The sequence below is a fragment of the Actinoallomurus purpureus genome, from assembly GCF_024055795.1.
Lineage (GTDB): Bacteria > Actinomycetota > Actinomycetes > Streptosporangiales > Streptosporangiaceae > Actinoallomurus > Actinoallomurus purpureus.
The window spans coordinates 94,974-116,585 of record NZ_JAMXMY010000010.1 but is presented as its reverse complement, the minus strand read 5'-3'; the positions used below and the strand labels follow the sequence as shown (position 1 = coordinate 116,585).

Here is a 21,612-nt window from a genome sequence, read left to right as displayed (position 1 = left end):
CCTGAAGGGGAGCTGATCCCCCGTGACACCTGACCCTGTGGTCGTCGACCGCGCCGCATCTCCCACCGTCCTCTGGCCCGCCATCGCCGGCCCGTACCGGCCGTCCTGGATCGCGCTTCGGGCCGAGCCGGAATCCGTGGCTCGCGCCCGTTGCTTCGCCGGCGATGTCGTGTCCGGGCACACCCTCGACGTCGATCACGCCTATCTGATCCGCCTCGTCGTGTCCGAATTGGCCACGAATGCGGTCAACGCGGCCCGCGCCCTGCGTGACTGGCCGTACGACGCGTTGCCCCTGCGCTTGGACGTCGCCGCCTGCAACCGGTGGACCTTCCTCGCCGTCACCGATCCCGACCATCGGCCTCTGCCGGCGTCAGACAAGGGCGGCCAACTCGCCGATCATGGGCGCGGCCTGGCGATCGTCGACCACGTGGCCGCCGCACGTTGGGTGACCTATGCCGAGCACGGCAAGACCGTGCACGTCATCGTCGCCGCACCGGACGCCGAGCTCACAGCCGCCGAACTCCAGCAGATCGGAGTGCCGACGTGACGGGCATCGAGCGGGAACTCGTCGCACCCCAACTCGTCATCGACACGATCCATGTCGAGGGACATCCGCCGCGCGGAAGCGCCGGACAACTTCGGCGTCTCTGGCTACTCGATTCGGACCTGGCCAAAAGGTGCCAAGTGGAAGGCGGTGACTCGGTGGGTAGGCGAGGAGGGTCGTACGCCGCATCCCCGCCACCGCTGGGCTGCCTGCGAGGCCCTTGGAGTTGATGAGTCGATGCTGTGGCCGGACGCCATCCGCAATACCGTGAAGACCGGACCGGATCGAGAGATCGTCAGCGTGTACCCGTTCCGATCCGCGTGCCCGAAGTCCGTATGGCGGGATTTGATCACAAAGGCCACTAATGAGCTGACCTTTGCCGGCTATACGAACTACTTCCTGTGGTTGGAGCACCCGAGCCTGCGAAGCGTACTGCGCCGCAAGGCCGAGCGCGGTTGCTCGATCAGATTCTTGATCGGAGACCCGGACAGCGAGGTCACGCGGCACCGCGAAGAGGTCGAAGCGGTGCCCTTGACGGTCGGCACGCGGATCAGGGTCACGCTCGACGAACTCTCCAAGCTGTCCGGAATTCCGGGTATCGAGGCCCGCTTCAGCGACGATCACATCGCCATGAGCGTCTTCATCTTCGACGAAGAGATGCTCGTTACTCCGCACCTGGCGAGGCTCGTCGGACACGATTCACCGATGCTGCACATCCGGCGGCACCAAGACGAGGGGCTCTACGACCGCTTCTCTTACCACGTCTCCGAGCTCTGGAAATCCGGACGCCCTACCTCGCTCGGCGGCTAGCCGGGCCGCCCAGGACGGTCGTGAATCTCGGCGGTATCGGCGAGCCGACCGGGAAGCTCGTCGAAGCGCCATGCCCGGCCTGCGTGACCTGACCCCGAACAGCGCGAAGCCGCCCCGCCCGGCCTGGGTTTCCGATCGTTGCCACGCCCGAGGCAACGTTGAGTTTGGGGTTATCGCCGTTCTCGACCCCGCCGAAAGGGCGATTTTCCCGAGGTCAACGTGGCGCTCAGTGGCGCGACGTGTGGTGGTCGACGATGCGGGTGAGGAGGTGCGTCAGCTGCTCGCGTTCGGCGGCCGAAAGGGGGGCGAGCAGGGCGTCCTGGATCTGGGTCAGCACGCCGGTCAGGTGTTCCAGGTGGTCGGTGCCGGCGGATGTGATCGTGACGATGTTCCGCCGGCGGTCGGCCGGGTCGGGGGAGCGTTCGATGAACTTCTTGTCGGCCAGCTCGTTCAGGGCCGCGACGACGTCGCTGCGGTCGACGCCGGTGCAGCGGCCGAGTGCGGCCTGGCTGGCCGGCCCGAACTCCTGCAGGGCGGCGAGCAATCGGTAGTGGTAGCCCCGGGCGTCGGCGGAGGCGAAGTGCTCGGTCACCAGCCGATGGCCGTGGATGGAGGCCTGGCCGAGCAACCAGCTGGGCGCCTGCCTCAGGCGCGTCGGCACCGTGTCTTCGGCGGTCATGGATCACAGTCTAATCGTTGGCCATCCCCACGATAAATGCTATCGTTGGCCGCACCAATGTTGGTGTCACCCACAAATTGAGGTGTGTCATGGCGCAGACCGACAATGCCCTGCTCGTCAACCTGGTCACCCGCCTGGGGACGTGGCTGGACGAGAAGCGGTTCCACGAGGCGCGCACCGTCTTCACCGAGGACGCGACGGCCGACACCCCGGGCGGCTCGGTGCACGGTATCGATGCCCTCGCCGAGCAGGCTCGCCGATCGCATCCAGACGACGTGGCGACGCAGCACTTCATCACCAATCCCCTCATCGAGGTGGACGGCGACAGGGCCGCCATCGACGCCAACCTGCTCGTCGTCTTCGCGGCACCCACGGGACAGCGGATCCTCGGCGAGCGGTACCGGCTCGAGGCCGCCCGCACCTCCGACGGATGGCGGATCTCCCGGGTGGCGGTCCGCCCGATCTGGGAGTTCTCCCCGGCCTGACCGGAATCCGCCGCGACCGTGCGCGGGTTGACGTTGCCGTTACGTCAACTCCTATCGTCGAAGCCGTGGCCGGAACGCCCGGCCGCATCGGTGAATGGGACGGCTCATGGCCTGGTCGATCGCTCACGTCGCCCGCATGTCCGGGGTGACCTCGCGGACGCTCCGGCACTACGACGAGATCGGCCTGCTCGCTCCCGCGTACGTCGGGGTCAACGGCCACCGCTACTACGAGGAGGAGCAGCTGCTGCGACTGCAGCAGATCCTCGTGTTGCGGGAGCTGGGCGTCGGGCTGGCCGAGATCGCCGAGGCGATCGACTCGGAGCCGAGCACGGTGGCGGCGCTGCGCCGCCATCACGTCCGGCTGCTGGCCGAGCGCGACCGTCTCGGCGTGCTCGCCGACACCGTGGCCCGGACCATCGCCGAACTCGAAGGAGGAGGTGACATCGTGGCACCGAAGATCAACCGGCCGGAGAACCTCTTCGCGGGGTTCGACGCCTCGCAGTACGAGGACGAGGCCCGCGAGCGGTGGCCGGAGCAGTACGAGCAGAGCAAACAGGTCCAGGCCGGCTTCACCCCGGAGCAGATGGAGACCTGGCAGCGGGAGATGACCGCGCACATGGTCCGGATGGGGGAGCTCAAGGTCGCCGGTGCGGCGCCCGACGACCCGGTCGTCCTGGACGAGGTCGACTGGCACTACCGGTCGGTCAGCCGGTTCTGGCAGCCGGATGCCTGCGCGTACCCGAAGCTCGGGGACATGTACGTGAAGGACGCCCGGTTCCGCGACAACCACGAGAAGATCACCGAGGGCCTGGCCGAGTTCCAGCGTGACGCGATGGTCGCGTATGCCCGCGCCCGGTTGAGCTGACGGGCTCACCGGCCGAGACGGCCGGTCTCCCGGAGGAGCTGCAGATCCTCCGGGATGCGGGGCGCCGGTCCGTACAGTGCCGCGAGCGCCCCCGGCGAATAATGAGCTGCCTCCTCTAGAACCCCTTGTTAGGCTCCGGCCGCATCGGCGTCGCGTGGACGCCGTCGTCGTCCGTACGAGGAAATGAGGCTCGGCGATGCGCCAGTGGTCAGAGGTCATCACGACGGAAGATCACTCGACGGCATCGAGGACGACGCTTCATGACGACCCTGAACATCGGGGTGCTCGCGCATGTTGACGCGGGCAAGACGACGCTCACCGAGCGGCTGCTGTTCCACGCCGGCGTCATCGACGAGCCCGGCAGCGTCGATCGGGGCACGACCCAGACCGACTCCATGGAGCTGGAGCGGCGGCGCGGGATCACCATCCGGTCGGCGGTGGTCTCGTTCACCATCGACGACCTGAAGGTCAATCTGATCGACACGCCTGGCCACTCCGACTTCATCTCCGAGGTCGAACGCGCGGTGCGAGTCCTGGACGGCGCGGTGCTGGTCGTCTCGGCCGTGGAGGGCGTCCAGGCGCAGACGAGAGTCCTCATGCGCGTGCTGACCCGGCTTCGCATCCCCACGCTGATCTTCGTCAACAAGATCGACCGGATGGGGGCCAGGCATGGTGACCTGGTCGGGGACATCGCCCGCAGGCTGACGCACGGCGCCGTGGCGATGAGCACGGTCACGAACCGGGGCACCCGAGACGCCGCCACCCGGCCGTACGCATTGGACGACGCGGGTCACCTCGACCGGGTGGTGGAGGTGTTGGCCGACACCGACGATTCGTTCCTGACGGCCTACGTCCGCGCCGACGGCCGGGTCGATGCGGAGGACTGCCGGCGCCGGCTCGTCGAGCAGACCGGCCGGGCGTCGGCGCACCCGGTGTTCTTCGGCGCGGCCGCGACCGGCGTGGGCGTCGCCGACCTCGTACGCGGCATCCGCGAGTTCCTGCCGCCCGCCGGTGGCAGCCGGGACGAACGGCTGTCCGGCACGGTGTTCAAGATCGAACGTGACTCCTCCGGCCGGAAGGCCGCGTACGTTCGGCTGCGTTCCGGGTCCATCGGCGTCCGGGAGCGCGTCACCCTGCACCGCGGCGGCGGGCGGCCGGACCGTGTTCACGACGCCGCCGCGTGGGAGGAGCACATCGGAAAGGTCACCGCACTTCAGGTCTTCGACCAGGGCGGGGCGGTTCCGGCCGACCGGGCGGGCGCGGGCGACATCGTGAAGCTCTGGGGGCTGAAGGACGTCCGTATCGGTGACCGGGTCGGCGGCCCCGGCGACGGAGCGGACGAGGCGCACTTCGCGCCGCCGGCCCTGGAGACCGTCGTACGGAGCGTGCGCCCGTCCGACGCGCCGTTGCTGCACGCCGCGCTGCAACGGCTCGCCGAACAGGACCCGTTGATCAACATTCGGGTCGACGACCTGAACCGCGAGATCTCCGTGCTGCTGTACGGGGAGGTCCAGAAAGAGGTGCTCAAGGCCCAGCTCGAGGACGAAGAGGGCATCGCGGTCACCTTCGATGAGACGCGGGTCGTCTACCTCGAGCGGCTCGCCAGAGTCGGTGTGGCGGTCCACGAGATCGACCGGCACGGCGACCACGAGGTGTGCGCGACCGCCGGCTTCCGGATCGAGCCCGCCGCGGCCGGGACCGGCGTGCGGTACCGCCTGGAGGTCGAGCCGGGATCGCTGCCCGCCGCCTTCCACACCGCCATCGAGGACAGCGTGCGCGCCGCCCTACGGCGCGGGCCGCACGGCTGGGAGGTCACGGACTGCGTGGTCACGCTGACGCACTCGGGCTACGAGAGCCCGGTCACCACCGCCGGTGACTTCCGGACGCTGACGCCCCGGTTGCTGGAGAGGGCACTGCGCCAGGCCGGGACCCACGTGTGCGAGCCGGTCGCCCACGTCGAACTCGAGGTGCCGTCCGACCTCGTCAGCGGAGTGTCGGCCGCGCTGGCGGAGGCCGGCGGGACCCCGACCGATCTGACCGTACGGTCCGGCACCGCGTACGTGACGGGCGTGCTCCCCCTCGGCCGGGTGTACGAGTTCGGGCGGCGACTGCCGGGCCAGACCAGGGGAGAAGGGGTGTTCCTGTCGGAGTTCGCCGGGCACCGCCGCGTCGAGGGAGCCGCTCCGCGCCGGCCGAGTCCCGTGACCGGCGCGGCGGCGGCAGGGTGACGGGGCGCCTGGGCGGGTAGTCACCCCGCCAGGTTAGGGAGCACATTGGTCGGGCCGTAAGGACCAATTCGGGGGAGACCGATTGGGCCGATGGTCGGGGCCGACGTTGCCGAGGGCGACGGCGGATCGGCGGGACGACCGGTCGGCTCCATAGGATGACCCCGGACCTGCTGCGCCAGGCGGGAGGTGCGCTCGACGACGTTCCTGGGAGCCCGATTGGACAGTGACGAGCCGATGCGGCCTGATGTGACGGTCGTCGAGGTGCCGCAGTGGCAGGGGTCGTCGTCGGTGACCGCACACCGGCTCCGCGCCGGAGCCCGCCTCCTGAGCGACCTCATGCCCGCCGGCCGGCGGGTGTGCGTCGACGTCGCGGACCACGCGGGCCCACAGGCACTGGCCGTCAACGCCCTGCGGTGCCGGGCGGCGCTGGAACGCTCCGACGGCCGGTTCGCCGTCACGCTCGGCGGTGACTGCGGCGTCGAGCTGGAGCCGATCGCCGCGGCGGCGCGCCGGTACGGTGACCGGCTCGCCGTCGTCTGGTTCGACGCGCACGGTGACCTGAACACGCCGGGCTCCTCGCCGTCCGGAGCGTTCCACGGCATGGTCCTGCGCACGCTGCTGGGCGACGGGCCGGCGGACCTGGTGCCCGGCCGCCCGCTGAAACCACGCCAGGTCGTGCTCGCCGGAGTCCGCGACCTCGACCCGGCCGAACGCGACTACGCGGCCGCCACCGGCATCCCCACGGTGACCGACCCGGAGGGGCTCGTCGAGGCGGTCGGCGACGCATCCGCCGTGTACGTCCACATCGACCTCGACGTCCTCGACCCGGCGGTCTTCCGCTCCGTCGGCGTGCCCGCACCAGGGGGGCTCACCCCGGACCGGCTGCTCGCGATGGTGACCGCCCTCGCGCGGCGGTTCGAGGTGGCCGGTCTCGGCATCACCGAGTACGAGCCCGCGCGGCCCGAGGACCAGGACCTCCTCGCCGACCTGATCCCTTCCATGGTGGAGGCCTGCCGTTGGTCGGTCGCCGGGGTCGTCGAACCCCGGGCCCGCGCGGCCTGGCCGGCGGGGTCCGCCGAGGAACACGCGGGCTGGCTACTACGGCACACTCCGGGCGTCCGGCGGCGCCGCTCGAACTCCGCGGTGCCACCCCTGGCGGGCGGGGAGACGACGATCGGCGACATCGAGACGTTCTACCGCGAGCGCGACCGGCCGGTCGCGATCCAGGTCGGTGCCGGCCTCGACGACCTCGACACGTTCCTGGACCGGCGAGGCTACCGCCGGGAGGCCAGAACGGCCGTGCTGACCGCCTTCACCGACGAGGTCGTCGCCACCACGGCGCGCGCGGAAACGGTCCCCGTCGACCTGGACGCGGGCCCCGAGCGCTGGCTGCGGGCCTTCACCGAGCTGGACGACCACGCGGACACCGACGCGGTCGGCGAGAAAGTGATCTCCCGCATTCCCGGGCAGGTCGGGTTCGCGAGCGTGACGCGGGACGGGCGGCCCGCCGGCATGGGACTGTTCGTGGCCGACGCGGGATGGGCGGGCGCCTTCTGCATGGCCACTCGCCCTGAGCTGCGCCGCCAGGGCGTCGGCACCGCGATCCTCGGCGCCGGGGCCCGGTGGGCCGCCGGCCAGGGCGCGGACCGGCTCTACCTCCAGGTCGAGGCGGACAACGACGCGGCGTGGCGGCTCTACCGGAACGCCGGCTTTACCCGGTCGTACACCTACCACTACCGCATCGCGCCGTGATCCGTCAGCGACCGGCGCGGTCGGGCGAGCCCGACTCCACCCAGCGGTAGACCGACTCGATGCCCTCGGCGACCGTGGTCCGCGGCGTCCAGCCGAGGTCGCGCGCGGCGCTGTCGATCGCCAGCGCGCTCCGCTGCAGCTCGCCGGGGCGCGCCGGGGAGAACTCCGGGTCCAGCTCACGGCCGGAGGCCTGGCCGAGCAGGGCGATCAGCTCGCGGACGCTCGTCTCGCGACTCGTCCCGATGTTCCACACGCCCGGCCGGTCGGTCCGCGCCGCCGCCACGAAGGCCTCCGCGACGTCCCCGACGTACACGTAGTCGCGGGTCTGGTGGCCGTCGCCGAAGACCGTCGGCCGCTCCCCGCGAACGGCGCGGCCGCAGAAGATGCCGACCACGCCCGCCTCGCCGGCGGGATCCTGGCGGGGGCCGTAGACGTTGGCCAGGCGGAGCGCGGCGTGCCGGGTGCCGTACAGCCGGTTGTACAGGGCGAGGTACTGCTCGGCGCAGTACTTCGCGGTGCCGTACGGCGCCTCCGGCCCGGGCGCGACGTCTTCGGGCGTCGGCACCGGCGCGTCCACGCCATAGATCGCGCCTCCGGTGCTCGCGAACAGCACCCGGGCCCCGACCGTACGGGCGGCCTCCAGCACGTTGACGGTGCCGACGACGTTGACCACCGCGTCGTCGGCCGGGGCGTCCACGGAGACCCGGACGTCGATCTGCGCGGCGAGATGGCAGATCAGCTCCGGCCGTACGCGCTCGACGACCGCGCGCAGCGCGGGGGCGTCCGTGATGCTCGCCTTGTGGACGACGACCGAAGGGTCGAGGCGCCCCGGCCGGCCACGGGACAGGTCGTCGAGCACCGCCACCTCGTCACCGTTGTCGAGGAAGGCGTCCGTCAGATGAGAGCCGATGAAGCCGGCGCCGCCGGTCACGAGGATGCGCATGTTCGGCAAGCCTAGGCGATCCACGCTCTTGACGGCCTCGACCCCGCGAGGTGCACCGATACGGCCGGTGCCGTCTAGCTAGCCCCGATCGCCCAGCAGGTCAGGAGCCACAGCGATCAACATTGCTGTACCAGTTGGAGCCGCCGGCGGTGTGCCAGACAGTCTGCGCGTAATCGCCGGTAGGGCACGTCCACGCACCGGACTCGGCGACCTTCCCTCCATTGACGAGGGTGACGTAGCCCTTCTTCCAATGGATGACGGTCTTGCCTCCTCTGGGGTTACTGAAGGCGACGCCGATCCTGCCCCTGACGGACGACTTCCCCTTGACCCGGATCCCGGCGTACCCCTTGAACATCCGCACCCTCTTGTTCTTGCTGACAATTCGAGTCCACTGCGTGCTGCAGACCTTGGGCTTCGTCCACTGGCAGTGGTTCCCGGGCACGGGCGGCGGCTTGGACGGGCCGCTCGTCGTCGCCGAGGCGGCGGGGACGGTGAGGCCGGCGATGGCTGCGATCGCTCCGGTGGCGATGGCGGCGCGGATGACTGCTCTCAACCTGATCTCATTTCCCTGGGGGCACTTGACCTCAGCCAAAATAGTGATCGGCTCACGAAGTCGAACAGAGTTCGAGGTCCTGATTTGAGACGTCCCCAATGAGGCTCAGGACCTATGCCGAACCCTGTTCGCGGCGGTCGCCGAGCCGGCCCGCAGGGAGGATCCCGCGTCGGCTCGGGTCAGACGGCGGGCACCTTGTCGAGGAAGCCGTGGACGTTCTGGATCCGGCCGTCCTCCGCGAGAACCACCACGTCGAAGCCGATAACGACCGCTTCGGCCCCGGCCGGGCCGAGCTCCCAGGTGAACCGCGCCAGCTGGTGGTGGGCGTCGACCGCCGGGCCGGGCCGGAAGACGAAGTCGGGGAACTGCGCCTGCACGGCGCCGATCACCGCGTCGATGGCCTCGTGGCCCGCCACGTCGGCCAGCGGGTCGACGTAGGTGCCGTCCTCGGTCCAGAGTGCCTCGACCGCGGCGCGGCGGGCGGCGGGGTCCTTCTCGTTCCAGGTGTCGAGGTAGCGGCCGACCAGCTCGTTGATGTCGCTCATTGCGTTCCTTCCGTAGATCCGATGCCGCAAAGATGCCAAGGGACGAGCGGAAGATCGATTACGTGGGAGGTAACGGCCCGGCCGCTCCGGACCCGGAGTGGGGGCGCCGCTCGCTGCGCGGGGCTCGGCGTCGAATCCCCGAGTCCCGGGTATATCGAGACTCCCTTCCCCGATGCGGCTCTCGTCCGCGCGGGAGGCCGTGGCCTGACCCCAGGAAGGATTCACCCGGGATGAGGAGATTCGCGGATCGTCAGGTGGGCGCGGTCGGGCTCGGCTGTATGGGCATGAGCTGGGCGTACACCGAATCGGAGCGGGACGATCGTCGGTCGGTCGCGCTGATCAGGGAGGCCGTGGACCTGGGGGTGACCTTCCTGGACACCAGTGACGTCTACGGCGCCGGGCACAACGAGAGCCTCGTCGGCCGCGCCCTGCAGGGGATCCGCGACCTCGTGGTGCTGGGCACCAAGGTGGGGCTGGTCGTGGACCCGAAGACGCGGCGGATGATCCGCGACGGTTCACCGGAGCACGTCCGCGCGGGTGTGGACGCGAGTCTGTGGCGGCTGGGCACCGACGTCATCGACCTGTACTACCTGCACCGCGTCGATCCGGACGTGCCGCTGGCCGAGACGTGGGGAGCCATGGCCGAGCTGGTGACCGAGGGCAAGGTCCATCACCTCGGCCTGTCGGAGGTGACCGTCGCGCAGGCCGAGGATGCGCACCGGATCCATCCCGTGGCGGCGATCCAGTCGGAGCTGTCGCTGTGGACCCGCGACGCGCTCGGTGACGGCCGCGCCGACGGCCCGGGGGACGTCGTGGGCTGGTGCGCAGCCAACGGCGCGGCGTTCGTCGCGTTCTCGCCGCTGGGCCGGGGCTTCCTCACCGGCGCGGTGACCACGGGGGAGTTCGAGGACACCGACTTCCGCCGGAGGCTGCCGCGTTTCCAGGGGGAGGCGCTCCGGCTGAACCTGCGCATCGTCGACGTCGTGCGCAGGGTCGCCGAACGGCACGGGGTCACCCCCGCGCAGGTCGCCATCGCCTGGACGCTCGCCCAGGGCGGCCACGTCATCCCCATCCCGGGGACCAAACGGCAGAGTTACTTGTATGAGAACACCCGGGCGGCCGGCGTGGACCTCACCGAGGACGACCTGATCGAGCTCGACGCCGTGCCCCCGCCGGTCGGCGCCCGCTACTGAGTTCCGTACGGGCGTCGTCCGGCCCGGCGGTCACAGGTCCATGACGGCGAGGACGAAGCGTACGTCCTCATCCCCCTCGTTGGCGTACGAGTGCGGCCGGTCGCCGTGGAAGACGGCCGCGTCGCCCGTGCCGATCTCCGTACGGCTGGCGTCCACGGTGAGGGCCAGCCGTCCGGAGTCCACGGTGACGATCTCCCGGGTGCCGGGCGTGTGTGGTTCGCTGTCGCGGCGTTCGCCCGGGCGCAGCACCCAGCGCCACAGCTCGACCGACGGCCGCGGGTCGCTACCGGCGAGGAGCGTGCCGGTGCCGCCGGAGGGCCCGTGCCACAGGACGACGTGACGGCCGGCGGGGAAGAACTGGATCGGCGGCGCCTCCTCGACCTGCACGAGCCTGGTCAGTGGCACACCGAGCGCCTCCGACACCCGGATGAGCGTGCCCAGGTTGGGGTTGCCGCGGGCCTGTTCGAGAGCGACCAGGACGCCCTTGCTGACCCCTGCCCGCGCGGCGAGCTGGTCGAGGCTCCACCCGTGGGCGGCGCGCAGGGAACGTACGGTGCGGGCGACCGCGTCGCCGACCTTGTCCGTCACGGAGGACACCCTAGATGGTCATTCCATTGAACCGCACGGTATGCTGAACCGACCGAACGGGAAGGGAGATTGTCCGATGCTCGACCAGATCGCCATCGATGAGGCGGTCCAGGCCCTGCGGCCCGACTTCGCGGTGCTGCTCATGACCGCGGAGGGGCTGGCGAACGGGCCGTCGGACGGCCGCACCGATGACGTCACACCGGCCGACGGCGTCGACGGCGACCACGTGGAGGCCTGGCGCGAGGCGTACCGCGGCTTCGGCGTCAACCCCAAGCGGGCGCGACCGTCGGTCGACGCCCTGCTGCGCCGGGGCGACCTGCCGGAGATCAATCGAGTGGTGGACGCCTACAACGCGATCAGCGTACGGTTCGAGCTGCCCATCGGCGGCGAGGACCTCGACGCGTACGAAGGGCCCGCCCGGCTCGTCCGCGCCACGGGTGACGAGCCCTTCGACACCGTCAAGAACGGTGAGGCCGTCGTCGAGCAGCCGGAGCCCGGCGAGGTGATCTGGCGTGACGACACGGGAGTGACCTGCCGCCGCTGGAACTGGCGCCAGTGCACCCGCACCCGCATCACCGAGCGGACGAAGAACGCCCTGTTCATCCTGGAGCGGCTGGAGCCGTACCCGATGGACCGGCTGGTCGCGGCGGGTGAGGCGCTGGCCGGAACGCTCACCGGCGTCGCCCCCGGCGCCGTCATCCGTACGCGCCTGATCGAACCGTGATCGTTGTCCTGGCCCTGCTGTCCGCGATCGCCTTCGGCGCCGGTGACTTCTGCGGAGGCTCCGCCTCGCGGCGAATCGACGACCTGAGGGTCCTGCTGGTCAGCCTCCCCGCCGGGCTGTGCCTGCTCCTGCCCGTGGCGGCGTTCGGCGGGCACTGGCACGCCGAGGCGCTCGGCTGGGGCGCGGCCTCCGGGATCGCCGGAGGGTGCGGGCTGCTGGTCTTCTACCGGGCGCTGGCCATGGGGCCCATGAGCGTGGTCGCCCCGGTGTCCGGCCTGATGGCCGCCGTCGTGCCCGCGGCCGTCGGCATCGCCCGCGGCGACCGGCTGAGCCTCACGACGATCGCCGGGATCGTCCTGTGCCTCGTGGCCATCTGCTTCGTCAGCGTCGAGCGCGGGGCCGGGCCGATCCGGCTCACCGGCGGTCCCGTCCTCGCCGCCGTGGCGGGGACGTGTTTCGGCCTGTTCTTCGTGATCATCCATCTGGGCGACGACGGCACCCTGTGGCCGCTGGCGGCTTCCAAGGCGTCCGGCCTCGCGGTCGTGCTCGTCGTCGCCGTCGTGACCCGCCGCGGTCCTCTCCCGCTGCTCAAGGACCGCGGCACGCTCGGCGTCGCCCTGCTGGCCGGCGGGCTCGACATGCTCGGCAACGCGCTGTACGTCTTCGCCGCCCGGGCCGGGACGCTGAGCGTGGCCGGGGTGCTCAGCTCGCTCTACCCCGCCAGCACCGTGCTGCTCGCCCGGCTGGTGTACGGGGAGCGGTTGCGGCCGGTCCAACGCGTCGGCCTGGTCATCGCGGTCGCCGGCGTGAGCCTCGTCACGACCGGCTGAACGACGAGACGCCGGGCCCACCGCGAACGGTCGGCCCGGCGCGTCGGGTCAGCGGCTGCCGAGGTGGGCCACGACGTTCGAATGCTGCGGGCTGGAACGCAGGCCGGCGGACTCCAGCGCCTTGCGGTAGGAGTTCATCATCCCTTCGCTGTCTCCCGCCGCACCGAACAGGTCGCCCAGCTCTCGCCACACCCGCGCGGTCGCCCGCGACGGCGGAAGCGAACCGAGCTCGTCACCGGTGGCGCGCAGCGCCGTCAACGCCTCCTCGCGCTCGCCGGTCGCCACCAGCGCCTCGGCCAGCATGAGCCGGGCACGGATGACGGTCACCGAACCGCCAGGGTGCGAACTCAGCTCGGTCAGCACCCGCTGGGCGATCGTGACGGCGGCACCGGGCTCTCCGAGCACCATCTTGGACCGGGCCGTCTCGATGAGGCACTCGGCCGCGTCGACGCCGCTCAGCGCCTGCTCAGCCGAGCGCAGGAGCTCTAGGGCCTGCTTCGCGGACTCCGGCGACGCGTCCGCGGGCAGGAGGCTGCGCGCCGAGGCCACGCGGAGCCGGGCCTGTGCCGTGGTGAGGATGTCGCCGGCGTGCAGCGCGAGCGCCTGGTCGGCGAGATAGAGGGACTCCCCTCCCGCGCCTTCCTCCAGCGCTCGCTGGCTGGCCTTCCGGTAGGCCATGATCATGACGGTGGGGTCCGGCTGGGACGCGGTGAGCAGGCGCTCGGCGAGCGTCCGCGCCTGCGTGGCGTCACCGCGATCGAGGTAGGTCGCGATGAGGGTGCGTCCGACCTCGGCCGCCTCCTCGCCACCGAGCAGACCCAGCTCCGCGAGGCGTTCGAGGGCCGACTCGCCGAGCGCGATCGTACGGCCGAGGTCGCCGGCGGCGCGGTAACAGCGGGCGAGGACGACGATGACCGGCAGCCAGCCGGCCCGGCCGCGGTCTCGTCCGGCCTCCTCGCGGAGTTCTTCCAGCGCCTTGATCGCCTCTTCGCCGTCCCCACGGGCCTCCAGCGCGCGCGCCTGACCCCAGTGGGCGCGCTTGGCCAGGTCCGGGTCGTTGTCGACGGCGGAGAGGATGTCGGTGAACAATCGGAGCGCCTGGTCGGCGTCGCCGCCCAGCAGGGCGAGCTCCGCGTGGCGGACGCGCACCTGCAGGTGCAGGCGCTCCTCCGGCTCGATGCCCTCGGACAGGTACTCAGGCAGGCAGCCCAGTCGGCTCGCGAGCAGCCGGACAACTGCGGGCGTCGGGGTTCGCTTACCCGACTCGATCAATGAGATGTAACTGTCGGACAGCTCTGTCCCCGCAAGCTGCGCCTGAGATAGATGCTTACTCAGACGTAGGTTACGGACTCGCTCACCGACGCTTCCTTGACCCGGCATCTCGACTCACTTACCGAAGGGCTTCACCCGTAATGGGTTACGTCTTGTTCGTAGGGTGCACTACCTCACACATGGAGAGTAACCCAAACAACACGGACAACGTGGAGAAGTTTTGGTCAAGGCGGGGGTCGAATCAGTCGTCAGCGTCGTCCTTGCTCGGAAAGATCATGCTGCAGACCTCGAGGTAGAGCTGTTCGGGGTAGGGGAGGAAGCTGACGACGCGGAACGCCTGGTCCTGACCTGCGGATTCCAGCACGAACTCGCCGTAGCCGAGCATCCGCCCGGTGATGGACCGCTGGAAGCTCATGTCGGTGACCTTCGACAGCGGCATCATCGCCACCTTACGGGTGAGCAGGCCCGTGGTCAGGAGCATGCGCTGGTTCGTGATGACGAAGTAGTCGACCGACCACTCAGCGACCTTCCACACGAACCAGGCCAGCAGTATCAGCCACGCCCACCAGATCCAGCTGACGACCGCACCGCCCTGCTTGGCCAGCAGGTTGCTGAGCACGCCCGCGACGATGAGGCCGCCGAGCACGAAACCGATCGGTGTCATCAGCACCGCGGGGTGGCGCCGGACGGTGATCACCTGATGCTCGTGCGGCAGGAGGTACCGGTGGATGGATGCGGGCGCCGAATCGCCCGGCGTCACCAGCCTCATAGCGCGTTCACGAATTCGGAGGGCGAATCGCTCGCCGAAGCCGGGCCGCCGGCCGCGTCGGAGGCGATCTGCGCCGCACCCCGGGACTTCGGCAACGAGAAGGCCGTCAAGGCCTCGCCCGCCCGAGTGAGGTACTTCTTCAAGGAAACCCCGCCTCCTGAAGGCCGACCCACTGACCCATTTAATTTGTACACCAGGCGGCGTTCCAGCCGCAAAGAGACGCGCGCCTGGATGTTCGGACCGCCCGGATCGCCCCGATCCGGCGGCCGCCGGCGTACGGCGGCTGGCCGGGAGGCCGAGACTCGCCCCGCACGGGCCGCCTCAGGGGGCGTTCGGAGCTCGCGCGGCATCCACCCTCACGGCTCGGCCGAGAGGGCGTGAGACGCCCGGAGGCGCGCGCTACACGACGCCGTACAGGCGGTCCCCCGCGTCGCCGAGCCCCGGCACGATGAAGCCGTTCTCATTCAGGTGCGAGTCGACCGCGGCCGTGACGACACGGACCGGCACCGGGCAGTCCGCGAGCTTCTCTTCCATGTGGGCGATGCCCTCCGGTGCCGCGAGCAGGCAGATCGCCGTGACGTCGTCGGCGCCCCGGTTCATGAGGAGCTGGATCGCCGCGGCCAGCGTGCCGCCCGTGGCCAGCATCGGGTCCAGCACGTAGCACTGGCGGCCCGACAGGTCGTCCGGCAACCGCGTGGCGTACGTCGTCGCCTTCAGGGTGCCCTCGTCGCGGACCATGCCCAGGAAACCGACCTCGGCGGTCGGCAGCAGCCGGGTCATTCCGTCGAGCATCCCGAGCCCGGCGCGCAGGATCGGCACGACCAGAGGCTGCGGCCGCGTCAGCCGTACGCCTTCGGCCGACGCGACAGGTGTGTCGACCGTCACAGCGGCGACACGGACGTCGCGGGTCGCCTCGTACGCCAGCAGCGTGACCAGCTCGTCGGCGAGCCGGCGGAACGTGGGCGAGTCGGTGGTCGCGTCGCGGAGCGTCGTGAGCTTGTGCGCGACGAGGGGGTGGTCGACGACAAGGGTCTTCATATCCCGAACGGTATCTGAATGGATGCCTGAGCATGGGGAACGTACCCGCCATGAGCGAAGGGATGAGCCCCGAGGAGGTCCGTGACCGACTGCGTCGCAGGGCGGTCTTCCTCCGGGAACTGGCCGAGGCGAAGGAGCTCCGCAAGCGCGTGAGCCCACGCCGATCGCGCCGTGAACGCGTCCGTGAAGCACTCCGCATGCGCACGTTCAGAGCCAACTGACCGAACCCGGGTTTCCCGTGCCGCGACTCTTTGCCCCCGGCATCTGCAAAGATGCCCGAGCAGGACGCGCGCGGGTGGGGTGGAGATGACTGAACTGGATACGGCCGACTTCGCTGTCGTCGTCTATCGCGAGGACGACGCCTGGGAGGTGGAGCAGCTTCCCATCGCACTGACCGAAGACCTTGAGGGGCTGATCCACGCCCTCAGACAACAGCCCAGCCTGGCGGGCACCATCGGGCTGATCGCGGTCGGCGACGACTTCTTCGTCGCGCTTCGGGCGCGCGCCGACGAGGTGATGGTCTTCCTCTCCGACGTCACCGCGTCCGTGGACTGGGTCCTCGCGCAGCAGATCGTCGAGTACCTCGAACTCGACATCCCCGACGACGAGGAGCTCGACCAGGTGCTCCCCGCCGGAGACATGTCGATCTTCGCGGACCTCGGCCTCGACGAGATGGAGCTCGGCGCCGTCTCCGGCGACCTCGACCTGTATCCCGACGAGATGCTGTCGAGCATCGCCAAGCGACTCGGGTTCGGCGCGGCGTTCGAGCGCGCGATCGACTGACGCGCGCTTCGGGAGAGAATGGAACCGTGCCGTACTTCTCCGCGGTGTTCGCACGCAGCGACACCGGATGGATCGGGACCGAACCCGACCTCACCGAGGTCACCGGTCTGGATGACATCGCAGACATCATGCGCGAGGCCGCCGTCGAGACGGCGGCCGACACGGTCGTGCTCCTCGTCGAGCAGGAGGACGAATGGTTCGCCGTGGTCCGCCTGGACGACGGTGAAGACCCCCGAATCTTCCTCTCCGACGACAGAGCGCCCCTCAGCAGCGAGCTGGCCGACATGCTGAGCGAACAGTTCGACGACTCCGAGGACGCGGCGACCGGGGACCCGGTCGGCGACCCGGAGCTCCTCGGCGACCTCGGCACCCGCCCCGACGCCCTCGCCGCGCTCGGCGAGCGGACCCTCCCCGGTGACGCGCTGTCGGTCATCGCCGAAGGCGCCGGGTTCGCCGAGGAGTACGACCGGCTCCGGTAGCCACGGCCGTGAGGGGCGCCGCCGGCGGGCCGACGATGGACGAGGCGATGAGGCTCGCGCTGAAGGAGGCGCGGCGCGCCGCCGCCGACGTGCCCGTCGGCGCGATCGTGCTCGCCCCCACCGGCCAGATCATCGGAGCCGGCCACAACGAGCGGGAACGCACCGGTGACCCGACCGCGCACGCCGAGATCGTCGCCATCCGCCAGGCCGCCGCGTACCGAGGCGAATGGCGGCTGTCCGGCTGCACCCTCGTCGTCACCCTCGAGCCCTGCACCATGTGCGCCGGGGCCGCCGTCCTCGCCCGGCTCGACCGCATCGTCTTCGGCGCGTTCGACCCCAAGGCCGGCGCCGTCGGCTCCCTGTGGGACGTCGTACGCGACCGCAGACTCAACCACCGCCCCGAAGTCATCTCCGGCGTCCTCGCCGACGAATGCGCCGCCCTGCTCACCGAGTTCTTCACCGCCCGACGGGACCGAGGACCGTCCGACTTCCGGTAGGCTCCCCTCTTGGTGGAGTCGCCTAGTGGCCGAGGGCGCACGCCTCGAAAGCGTGTGATGGGGCAACTCATCCGTGGGTTCAAATCCCACCTCCACCGCCATGTTCGGTGGTCCTGCGGACCGCCTTCCCGCTTCCGGATCCCATCCGGGGGGGCGACCCCCCGGACCCCCCGGGGCGCGGCTACGCCGCGCCGCTGCGGTCGCTCTTCGGCATCGCATGCTCGATGTCCCTTTCGGGCCACCCACCGCTGCGTTCGGCGGCCTTTGGTCGTCTTCGCGCGTGCGACCGACGTCCAGGGAGGCCACGACGTTCACCGCACACCGCTACGCAGACCCCGAGCACCGGCCGGAGGGCTCCGGCTCCCCGTGATCATCGGGGGTCTCGGCATCGCCAACGCGTGGAAACCTCGATGATCAGGCGGTGTGCGCGGCCCGGCACCCCGCATCTGCGGTCGCTCCCGCACGTGGTGGGTGCGCTTGCGGCTGTACCTACTAGTATGTACGGTCGGGGTATGGATACGCGGGAGCGGCTGATCGAGAGCACGCGCGAGTTGCTGTGGGAGCGCGGGTACGTGGGGACGAGTCCCAAGGCGATCCAGCAGCGGGCCGGGGCCGGTCAGGGCAGCATGTACCACCATTTCGCCGGTAAGCCTGATCTCGCGCTGGCGGCCGTACGGCGCAGCGCCGAGGAGATGCGGGCCAAGGCGGAGGGGGAGCTGTCCGGGCCGGGCACGGCGTACGAACGCATCGAGACCTATCTGCTGCGCGAGCGGGAGATCCTGCGTGGATGCCCGGTCGGGCGGTTGACCCAGGATCCGGACGTCATCGCCGACCCCCTGCTCCGCCGGCCTCTGGAGGAGACCTTCGGCTGGCTGCGGGAGCGGCTGGCGCGGGTCCTCGCGGAGGGCCGGGAGCGGGGGGAGCTGGCGAGCGGCCTGGATCCGGTCGCCACCGCGGCGACCATCGTCGCGACGCTGCAGGGCGGCTACGTGCTGGCCCGTGCCGCCGCGTCGGTCGAGCCGTTCGAGTTTGCGATCAAGGGCGTGCTGGGCCTGCTCGCCGCCCAGACGACGCCGTCCGCCTGATCACGAGAGAGACCACCTGTGCACGCGATGCAGTACGAGATCACACTGCCCGCCGACTACGACATGAAGATCATCCGTGATCGGGTCGCGACGCGGGGCGCGGCCATGGACGACTTCCGGGGGCTGGGGCTGAAGGCGTTCCTCATCCGTGAGCGGGGGGTCGACGGATCGCCCGTGAACCAGTACGCGCCCTTCTACCTGTGGGACGCCGTCGGCGGCATGAACCGCTTCCTCTGCGGCGGTGGAGGGTTCGGCGGGATCGTGGACGACTTCGGCCGTCCGGACGTGCGGCACTGGACGGGGGCCGCCTTCGAGCGCGGGCCGGCGTACGGCGGGACGCCCAAGGCGGCCACGCGCCGTACGGAGCCGGTTCCGGCCGGGGAGGACCCGCAGGCGGCGGTCGCGGCGGCGTTGGAGGAGGTCGGGCGCCTCGCCCGTACGCCCGGAGTGCACGCGACGGCGCTCGCCGTCGATCCCGGGCGGTGGGAGCTCGTGCACTTCACGCTCTGGACGGACGAGCCCTCGGTGACGGACGGCGCCCGCTACGAGGTGCTGCACCTGTCGGCTCCGCACCTGCACGACCTCCCGGGGGGACGGCACTGGTGACCGGCGAGGCGGCAGAGGCGCGGCTGGACGGGGAGGCCGTGGAGGAGATCGTCGAGGTGTTCGTGCACTTGGCGCCCTACATCGGGGTGCCGAAGGCGCTGGCCGGGCTGCGGATCGCCGCAGCGGCGCTTGCCGGGGAGGGACGATGACGGTCGCGCGTACCGTCCTCGGCGATGTTCCGGCGGACGCACTCGGGATCTGCGACGCGCACGACCATCTGTTCTTCCGCAGCCCGCGGCTGCCGGGCCAGGAGCTCGACGACGTCGACGCGGCAGTGGCCGAGCTGCGCGGGTTCCGGGCGCTCGGCGGCCGTACGGTCGTGCAGTGGACGCCGTACGGGCTGGGCCGGCGCGCGGACGCGCTCGCGAAGGTGGCGCGGGCCGGTGACGTGCACGTGATCGCCGCGACCGGGCTGCACCAGGCGGTGCACTACGACCCGGACGTCCTCGAGAGGGTTCGCGGGCGGCTGGACGAGCTGTTCGTCGAAGAGCTGACCGAGGGCATGCACGGGGGCGGGCTCCCCCGGGCCGGGATGATCAAGGTGGCGGGTGGTTTCCACGGCCTGGACGACCACGCCCGTACCGTGATGGCCGCGGCGGCGCGCGCCCACCATGCGACGGGTGCCCCCATCGGCGTGCACCACGAGCTCGGCACGGCCTCGCTCGACGTCCTCGACCTGCTCTGGGGCCGGCACGGCGTGCCGCCGGAACGCGTCATCCTCGGGCATCTCAACCGCTTCCCGGACCCGAGCGTGCACGTGGAGGCGGGTGAGGCGGGGGCGTTCCTGGCGTTCGACGGCCCGTCCCGGGCGAACCACGCGACCGACTGGCGGCTGTTCGACCTGCTCGCGGCGCTCGTGGAGGCGGGGCACGCCGACCGGCTGCTGCTGGGCGGCGACACGACGACCGCCGCCGCGCGGGCGTCGACCGGCGGCGGGCCCGGCATGCCGTACCTGCTGCGGGTGATGCGCCCGAGGATCGTACGGGACCTCGGCGAGGCCGTCGCCGAAAAGATCTTCGTCGAGAACCCGGCACGGGCGTTCGCCGTCGACTGGCGGCGCTGAACGCTCTGTGCCGGAAGTGGGTAAAGGAAACTTGGTGTTCCGGCAGGCTTCATCGGGATCTATCACGCTGCCGCGGACGTCATGCTTACTGACCGGAGTCGTCCGGCCGAGCGTCGAGGGCACGGGGTAGGGAGGGTCGTGTTCGGTCCACAGGGCTTCCTCACCTTCACCGCGCTCGCGATGGGCTTCATGGGCGCGCTGTACTGGCTGGTTCGGACCCGGATGCTCGCGTTGAAGATGGTCGCCGGGGCGGTCGCCTTCGCCCCGGCGATGCTGTTCGGCGTGGCGCTGGTCAACAGGTTCTACGGCTACTACCAGAGCTGGGACGACGCGTGGCGTGACCTGACCAACCAGGCCCCGGCGAGCGTGGCGCGCGTACCCGACCTCGGTGACCGCCTCGACCAGGTGCTCGGCGAGGCGGTGAAGAAGCGGCAGGCGCGCAAGAACGGCTTCGCCCTCGAGACGGTGCTGACCGGCGCGAAGAGCCACATCACCCGCCAGGGCATGATCTACCTGCCGCCGCAGTACTTCCAGCGGCAGTACGCCTCGCAGCGCTTCCCCGTCATCGAACTCATCCATGGCGCCCCCGGGAACCCGGGCGACTACGAGGGCCGCCTGAAGATCTCCGGGATGTTCCGGAAGCTGATCGCCGCTCGGAAGGCCAAACCGGCGGTGCTCGTCATCCCCGACGTCGGGGGCGGCCCGGACCGGGCCACGCAGTGCCTGAACACCGTCGGCGGCGAGCAGGACGAGACGTACGTGGCCTATGACGTGCCCGATCTCGTCGCGGCCCGGCTGCGCGTGCAGCCGGCCGGTCCCGCCTGGGGGATCGCGGGGTTCTCCGAAGGCGGGTACTGCGCGGCCAACCTCGCGCTGCGCCATCCCGACCGGTACGGCATCTCCGCTTCGCTGAGCGGCTACTACGAGCCGTTGCGGCGCAACCGGCTGCCGCTGCCGGTGGATCCGTTCGCCGGCAGCAGGGCGCTGCGCGACGCGAACTCCCCGCTGAAGGTGCTGGCACAGCCCCGGCAGGACGCGGGGTTGCCCCGGTTCTGGGTGATGACGGGCAGTGGTGTGCAGGTCGACCTGGTGCAGGCGCAGGCGTTCGTCGACCTGGTGAAGCGGTACCAACCCGACGTGCCGTTCCTGGTCCTCAAGGGCGGTCAGCACAACTACGGGGCCTGGCGGGAGGCCTTCCCGAAGATGTTCTCGTGGGCGACGCCACGGCTGTGGAACGCGTCGCAGTGCCGGCCGGCCCCCGGCCGTACCTGTTACTAGGGG

The 21,612-nt window shown here is 70.7% G+C and carries 27 protein-coding genes and 1 tRNA gene; 19 read left to right on the top strand and 9 right to left on the bottom strand.

Going from position 1 to position 21,612, the window contains the following annotated elements; all coding sequences use genetic code 11:
- Window positions 1-22 precede the first annotated feature (22 nt).
- Window positions 23-547 carry an ATP-binding protein gene (locus NE236_RS19840; protein WP_252843522.1) on the top strand — a complete coding sequence of 175 codons (525 nt, stop codon included), beginning with the start codon at window positions 23-25 and terminating at the stop codon, window positions 545-547.
- 51 nt (window positions 548-598) lie between these two features.
- Complete coding sequence (locus tag NE236_RS19835) at window positions 599-1,354, top strand: hypothetical protein (RefSeq protein ID WP_252843521.1); 756 nt, start codon at window positions 599-601, stop codon at window positions 1,352-1,354.
- Window positions 1,355-1,580: 226 nt separating this feature from the next.
- Here the strand turns inward: NE236_RS19835 and NE236_RS19830 are convergent, their stop codons facing one another.
- The gene (locus tag NE236_RS19830) at window positions 1,581-2,033 is read right to left on the bottom strand and encodes a MarR family winged helix-turn-helix transcriptional regulator (RefSeq protein ID WP_252843520.1); all 453 of its coding nucleotides are present in this window, start codon (window positions 2,031-2,033) and stop codon (window positions 1,581-1,583) included.
- 89 nt (window positions 2,034-2,122) lie between these two features.
- On the opposite strand from NE236_RS19830, the gene NE236_RS19825 reads away from it, so the two are divergent.
- From NE236_RS19825 to NE236_RS19810, 4 genes are all read left to right on the top strand, one after another.
- On the top strand, window positions 2,123-2,518 hold the full coding sequence (locus NE236_RS19825; protein WP_252843519.1) for a nuclear transport factor 2 family protein: 396 nt from the start codon (window positions 2,123-2,125) through the stop codon (window positions 2,516-2,518).
- A 94-nt stretch (window positions 2,519-2,612) separates the two neighbouring features.
- Window positions 2,613-3,383 (top strand): MerR family transcriptional regulator, encoded by a 771-nt coding sequence (locus tag NE236_RS19820; RefSeq protein WP_252843518.1) that lies wholly within the window; start codon window positions 2,613-2,615, stop codon window positions 3,381-3,383.
- A gap of 260 nt (window positions 3,384-3,643) precedes the next feature.
- Entirely contained in the window at window positions 3,644-5,611 is a 1,968-nt protein-coding gene (locus tag NE236_RS19815) for an elongation factor G (protein ID WP_252843517.1), read from the top strand.
- A 234-nt stretch (window positions 5,612-5,845) separates the two neighbouring features.
- Complete coding sequence (locus NE236_RS19810; protein ID WP_252843516.1) at window positions 5,846-7,363, top strand: GNAT family N-acetyltransferase; 1,518 nt, start codon at window positions 5,846-5,848, stop codon at window positions 7,361-7,363.
- A 4-nt stretch (window positions 7,364-7,367) separates the two neighbouring features.
- Here NE236_RS19810 and NE236_RS19805 read toward each other — a convergent pair whose 3' ends face one another.
- The 3 genes from NE236_RS19805 to NE236_RS19795 all read right to left on the bottom strand — a co-directional run bounded on the left by NE236_RS19805 (window position 7,368) and on the right by NE236_RS19795 (window position 9,404).
- Window positions 7,368-8,306 carry an NAD-dependent epimerase/dehydratase family protein gene (locus NE236_RS19805; RefSeq protein WP_252843515.1) on the bottom strand — a complete coding sequence of 313 codons (939 nt, stop codon included), beginning with the start codon at window positions 8,304-8,306 and terminating at the stop codon, window positions 7,368-7,370.
- 100 nt (window positions 8,307-8,406) lie between these two features.
- Window positions 8,407-8,859, bottom strand: a complete 453-nt coding sequence (locus NE236_RS19800; protein WP_252843514.1) for a hypothetical protein — start codon at window positions 8,857-8,859, stop codon at window positions 8,407-8,409.
- 179 nt (window positions 8,860-9,038) lie between these two features.
- Window positions 9,039-9,404 carry a nuclear transport factor 2 family protein gene (locus NE236_RS19795; protein WP_252843513.1) on the bottom strand — a complete coding sequence of 122 codons (366 nt, stop codon included), beginning with the start codon at window positions 9,402-9,404 and terminating at the stop codon, window positions 9,039-9,041.
- A 230-nt stretch (window positions 9,405-9,634) separates the two neighbouring features.
- On the opposite strand from NE236_RS19795, the gene NE236_RS19790 reads away from it, so the two are divergent.
- Complete coding sequence (locus tag NE236_RS19790; protein ID WP_252843512.1) at window positions 9,635-10,597, top strand: aldo/keto reductase; 963 nt, start codon at window positions 9,635-9,637, stop codon at window positions 10,595-10,597.
- A 30-nt stretch (window positions 10,598-10,627) separates the two neighbouring features.
- Here the strand turns inward: NE236_RS19790 and NE236_RS44545 are convergent, their stop codons facing one another.
- Complete coding sequence (locus NE236_RS44545) at window positions 10,628-11,185, bottom strand: helix-turn-helix domain-containing protein (protein WP_252843511.1); 558 nt, start codon at window positions 11,183-11,185, stop codon at window positions 10,628-10,630.
- Between the two features lie 76 nt (window positions 11,186-11,261).
- On the opposite strand from NE236_RS44545, the gene NE236_RS19780 reads away from it, so the two are divergent.
- Complete coding sequence (locus NE236_RS19780) at window positions 11,262-11,909, top strand: B3/B4 domain-containing protein (RefSeq protein WP_252843510.1); 648 nt, start codon at window positions 11,262-11,264, stop codon at window positions 11,907-11,909.
- Window positions 11,906-12,739, top strand: a complete 834-nt coding sequence (locus NE236_RS19775; RefSeq protein WP_252843509.1) for an EamA family transporter — start codon at window positions 11,906-11,908, stop codon at window positions 12,737-12,739. The genes NE236_RS19780 and NE236_RS19775 overlap by 4 nt, the downstream gene beginning before the upstream one ends.
- Before the next feature lie 48 nt (window positions 12,740-12,787).
- On the opposite strand, the gene NE236_RS19770 is transcribed toward NE236_RS19775, so the two are convergent.
- From NE236_RS19770 to upp, 4 genes are all read right to left on the bottom strand, one after another.
- A complete protein-coding gene (locus tag NE236_RS19770; protein WP_252843508.1) occupies window positions 12,788-14,119 on the bottom strand; it encodes a helix-turn-helix domain-containing protein in 1,332 nt (443 codons plus the stop codon).
- Window positions 14,120-14,252: 133 nt separating this feature from the next.
- Entirely contained in the window at window positions 14,253-14,780 is a 528-nt protein-coding gene (locus tag NE236_RS19765; protein ID WP_252843507.1) for a PH domain-containing protein, read from the bottom strand.
- A complete protein-coding gene (locus tag NE236_RS19760) occupies window positions 14,777-14,923 on the bottom strand; it encodes a hypothetical protein (protein WP_252843506.1) in 147 nt (48 codons plus the stop codon). Before NE236_RS19760 ends, NE236_RS19765 begins: the two co-directional genes overlap by 4 nt.
- A 256-nt stretch (window positions 14,924-15,179) precedes the next feature.
- The gene (upp, locus tag NE236_RS19755; protein WP_252843505.1) at window positions 15,180-15,818 is read right to left on the bottom strand and encodes a uracil phosphoribosyltransferase; all 639 of its coding nucleotides are present in this window, start codon (window positions 15,816-15,818) and stop codon (window positions 15,180-15,182) included.
- Between the two features lie 32 nt (window positions 15,819-15,850).
- On the opposite strand from upp, the gene NE236_RS19750 reads away from it, so the two are divergent.
- From NE236_RS19750 to NE236_RS19705, 10 genes are all read left to right on the top strand, one after another.
- A complete protein-coding gene (locus NE236_RS19750; protein WP_252843504.1) occupies window positions 15,851-16,039 on the top strand; it encodes a hypothetical protein in 189 nt (62 codons plus the stop codon).
- An 85-nt stretch (window positions 16,040-16,124) separates the two neighbouring features.
- Window positions 16,125-16,601 carry a tRNA adenosine deaminase-associated protein gene (locus NE236_RS19745; protein ID WP_252843503.1) on the top strand — a complete coding sequence of 159 codons (477 nt, stop codon included), beginning with the start codon at window positions 16,125-16,127 and terminating at the stop codon, window positions 16,599-16,601.
- Window positions 16,602-16,627: 26 nt separating this feature from the next.
- Complete coding sequence (locus tag NE236_RS19740; RefSeq protein ID WP_252843502.1) at window positions 16,628-17,080, top strand: tRNA adenosine deaminase-associated protein; 453 nt, start codon at window positions 16,628-16,630, stop codon at window positions 17,078-17,080.
- 47 nt (window positions 17,081-17,127) lie between these two features.
- Entirely contained in the window at window positions 17,128-17,577 is a 450-nt protein-coding gene (gene tadA / locus NE236_RS19735) for a tRNA adenosine(34) deaminase TadA (protein ID WP_308209123.1), read from the top strand.
- 11 nt (window positions 17,578-17,588) lie between these two features.
- Window positions 17,589-17,678: transfer RNA gene (locus NE236_RS19730), tRNA-Ser, on the top strand.
- Window positions 17,679-18,089: 411 nt separating this feature from the next.
- Window positions 18,090-18,662 carry a TetR/AcrR family transcriptional regulator gene (locus NE236_RS19725; RefSeq protein WP_252843500.1) on the top strand — a complete coding sequence of 191 codons (573 nt, stop codon included), beginning with the start codon at window positions 18,090-18,092 and terminating at the stop codon, window positions 18,660-18,662.
- A gap of 27 nt (window positions 18,663-18,689) precedes the next feature.
- A complete protein-coding gene (locus tag NE236_RS19720) occupies window positions 18,690-19,268 on the top strand; it encodes a DUF4865 family protein (RefSeq protein ID WP_252843499.1) in 579 nt (192 codons plus the stop codon).
- Complete coding sequence (locus tag NE236_RS19715) at window positions 19,265-19,417, top strand: carboxymuconolactone decarboxylase family protein (protein WP_252843498.1); 153 nt, start codon at window positions 19,265-19,267, stop codon at window positions 19,415-19,417. Before NE236_RS19720 ends, NE236_RS19715 begins: the two co-directional genes overlap by 4 nt.
- A complete protein-coding gene (locus NE236_RS19710) occupies window positions 19,414-20,331 on the top strand; it encodes a phosphotriesterase family protein (protein WP_252843497.1) in 918 nt (305 codons plus the stop codon). Before NE236_RS19715 ends, NE236_RS19710 begins: the two co-directional genes overlap by 4 nt.
- A 138-nt stretch (window positions 20,332-20,469) precedes the next feature.
- Complete coding sequence (locus NE236_RS19705) at window positions 20,470-21,609, top strand: alpha/beta hydrolase (RefSeq protein ID WP_252843495.1); 1,140 nt, start codon at window positions 20,470-20,472, stop codon at window positions 21,607-21,609.
- Window positions 21,610-21,612 lie beyond the last annotated feature (3 nt).